The organism is Lentimicrobium sp. S6, from assembly GCF_013166635.1.
Classification (GTDB): Bacteria; Bacteroidota; Bacteroidia; order Bacteroidales; family UBA12170; genus UBA12170.
Map to the genome: position 1 here is coordinate 1 of NZ_JABKBZ010000151.1, position 3489 is coordinate 3489.

Below are 3489 nucleotides of genomic sequence, written 5' to 3' on the forward strand. Positions count from 1 at the left end.
CGGCTGCTTCTTTTATTAATTGAAGCTTTTCTTCTTTTGTAAACTTTCTTTTTTCTGTCATGATCGTACAAATTTATAGATTTCTAACTATAACTTTGTCCGATTGTTTAAGGGGCCAAAACATTAAACGATACATTTATTCATTAATAATAAAATAATAAATCTTATGAAAAAGAAACTACTTTATGCTATTCAAATAATAATCCTGTATAGTTTAATATCAGTAAAACCCTGTTTTGCTCAAGAAGACCAGAACATTATCATACTTGATAATGTGAATATTGTGCCAATGACAAAAAATATAATTCTTAAACATCATAAAGTAATTATAAAAGATGGCATTATCACATCTATAATACCTTCCAAAAAGAAAGATAATATTAGCAATGGTCAAATTATTGACTGTAAAGAAGGATATCTTATACCTGGTTTGGCAGATATGCATGTGCATTTTAGTACTATAGAGCGTGCAAACTGGCCTATTTCGCAACCAACTATGTATGTAGCTCATGGAGTAACAACAGTGAGAGATTTGCATGGTCAGCCCTTTATTAATAAACTTAAAGAGAATATCGAAAAAGGGGAAGTGATAGGCCCGGCTATTATCACATACCCACCGATTATTAGAGGTTATGAAAAAAATTACCTTGAACTAATACAAAAATATTCTGATGAGGGATATGAAGGTGTTAAATTGTATGGTTATTTTTTTCTAGATGATTTTAAGAAAGCAATGCATAAGGCTAAAGAATTGAATTTGCATACCATTGGTCATATTTCATTTAATGTTGGTTTAGATAATGTTATATCAGAAAAGATGGATGAAATAGCGCATATAATAGAAATGACACAGGAGTTTGCAGATTTAAACAGATCAGATACTTTGGAAGTAATGGATTGGTTTTATACAAAATGGGCTTCTCTCGATAAAAAATATGGTTCATTATCTGACAAAGAATCTACACAAAGGATAAATGAAGATGCGGCAAAAATCGTATCAAAATTGGCAGGCACTGGTATCACAGTCCACACAACCCTTATTGTTGAGAAGCTTGTAAGAGATAAAGTGTTTGATGCTGACAATTTCTTAAACAGACCATTAAATAAATATCTCCCAGAGGCTGCTTTATCTAATTTTGCACTTGGTTATAACAAACATCAATCAATGTTTAAAGGCAGGGAAAACATACCTTCCCTTAGCTACAAAATTTGTGAGGCAATGTTGAGAGAACTGAAAAAACAAAACATTCCAATTGTTCTTGGAACTGATGGCGGTCCTCAAGAATTATCAGTCATTCCCGGTGTATCAGTTTACAAAGAATTAGAAATCCTTATTGATAATGGATTTTCGCCCTATGAAGCACTTTCAACTGCAACCCGAAATGCAGGAATTTTGATTGAGCAAATAACTGGAAAGAATGAAATTGGAACCATTGAAGTAGGTAAAAGAGCAGATTTCGTATTAATGGATAAAAACCCACTCAAATCTATTAATATAAACGACATTCAAAGTGTTATGATAAAAGGAGAATGGTACTCACGAGAAAAGTTGGATGAGATGATTCGGCTGGATAGCGATGCTACTCAATTACGAACAGGATTCTGGAAAGCAGCATTTAATTGTACTCAACATGATAAAATAGATCCACTATTAAATATACTTAGAGAAGAAAAAGATTCAGTATTACTTGGATGCGGATATAGTGCAGTTTTTAAGTATTATTTAAAGCAGAAGGATTTTGAAAACTTGCCAAAAGCCTTCAATGATGCATCAAAATATACTCTTGACTGGGTAGCAAAATTTCTACTCTTAAATAATTATTCCTGGTTTATTTACGAGAACAAATGGAAGCAACAATACCCAGCTGGAATTAAGGCAATAAAGGGAGCCATTGAAATATATGCGGTTGCAGCTCTTTATGATACACTTGCATGGCTGTATTTTGAAAGTAATCAATTCGACGATGCGATTACGACCATGAAAAAGGCAATTGAGATTTCTCCAAATAAAAAGGAATATCAGGACAATTTAGAGAAAATGAAGAAATTAAAAAAGTGACAGGTGTAAGAATTTGAACTTGCCATAACAACTAGATCATAATCCTGAAAAAGGATTATGATCTAGTTGTTAAACGTTTTATGTCTTAGAGAATACTTTCTTGATTTCCTGCCTATTTTAAATGTACAGGTTTCAATTCATCAATAACTCTTGCATCAACCCAATAAAAGTCTTCACTTGTATTCTCCGAATATTTTGTAAAAAATAAATATTTTCTTTCAGGAGATACAGACGGAAATCTTGTATTTTCAAAATGAGTACCCATATCAACCGGATTTATCCATTCACCTTTTTCATCTCTAAAACTGATCATCATTTTTCGATTTCCAAATATACAATTTCCATTTGAATCAAACTTACGACTATCTCTACTAAAGATAATGTAAGTTTCATCGAAACTAATATAAGGGAATGATTCTCTTGCATAAGTGGTATTAATTTTATCACTTACACTTACCGGTTCTCCAAAAACTCCATTATGGTAATGAGATACAAATATGTCATTATTACCTGTAGGATCATCATATTGATTTCTGTTAGATGTAAAATATAAATTGCCGTTATTTGCTAAACATGGCGTTGCTTCCACATATTCAGTATTAACTGGTTTCCCAAGGTTAAAAGCTTGACTCCAACCGTCTTGAGTTCTTTCAACATACCAAATATCATTATCATGCATTACTTCACTTTTCTTATTAAGAGGTCTGCGTGAGTAAAAATAAATTCTGTTTCCGTCTGGAGAAAAAGCAGGTCCTCCATCTCTGTATGTCCCAGAAAAGGAAGCAACTAAAGGCTTACTCCATTGTTTATTTTCAAATTTGATATACTTAATTACTTGAGGATATTTATCCAAGTCATGCGGTAAATGCCATAAACTCCACCAAATTTCTTTTCCATCAGGTGAAAATGATAATGAACTATGTTCCTGATCATTTGATGAAATAATTCCTAAAGCAAAAATCTCAGGTGTTTTATTTGGAGCTGATTGCTCCAGAAAAAGTTCTTTAAATCCTAATTGTTTAGAACTATATATTTTGCAGCTATGAAATAAAGCTATTTCAGCTGATATTACCAAAATTGCGATTATTAATTGTTTTAGCTTCATGTTTCATAAGTTTTAGATGTTTAATTATGTCATACGAAAATATGTTTGGTAACGTTGAGTATAAGAATAGTAGCCGAGTGCGTGGCACTTTCCTGTCAAGTTATCCCGAAGCTTCGGGAAAGCGGGCTACAACTCTTGAATTTACTACTGTCTCGGCTATTATTTTTATACTTTGTTGAACTAAACCTCCCCAAAGGGCATTAGCGTTAACTTAAGCAAAAAGCTCTTTCAATTTGTTGCTCAAAATTTAATCGATTTTTCCTTTTCTCATAAGTACAATACCTTGATAATTTAGCTAATGAGTCGCCTGGGATATTTGGGCTGT

General features: G+C 32.4%; 2 protein-coding genes. One reads left to right on the forward strand and one right to left on the reverse strand.

Going from position 1 to position 3489, the window contains the following annotated elements; all coding sequences use genetic code 11:
• Positions 1–166: 166 nt before the first annotated feature.
• Positions 167–2059, forward strand: coding sequence for an amidohydrolase family protein (locus tag HNS40_RS21810; protein WP_172284833.1), 1893 nt, complete (start codon positions 167–169; stop codon positions 2057–2059).
• 112 nt (positions 2060–2171) lie between these two features.
• On the opposite strand, the gene HNS40_RS21815 is transcribed toward HNS40_RS21810, so the two are convergent.
• Complete coding sequence (locus HNS40_RS21815; RefSeq protein WP_172284834.1) at positions 2172–3164, reverse strand: PD40 domain-containing protein; 993 nt, start codon at positions 3162–3164, stop codon at positions 2172–2174.
• Between the last annotated feature and the right edge of the window lie 325 nt (positions 3165–3489).

Coding starts and splice junctions, on each gene's coding strand:
- HNS40_RS21815 (WP_172284834.1), bottom strand. CDS start 3,164: ATGAAGCTAAAACAATTAATAATCGCAATTTTGGTAATATCAGCTGAA.
- HNS40_RS21810 (WP_172284833.1), top strand. CDS start 167: ATGAAAAAGAAACTACTTTATGCTATTCAAATAATAATCCTGTATAGT.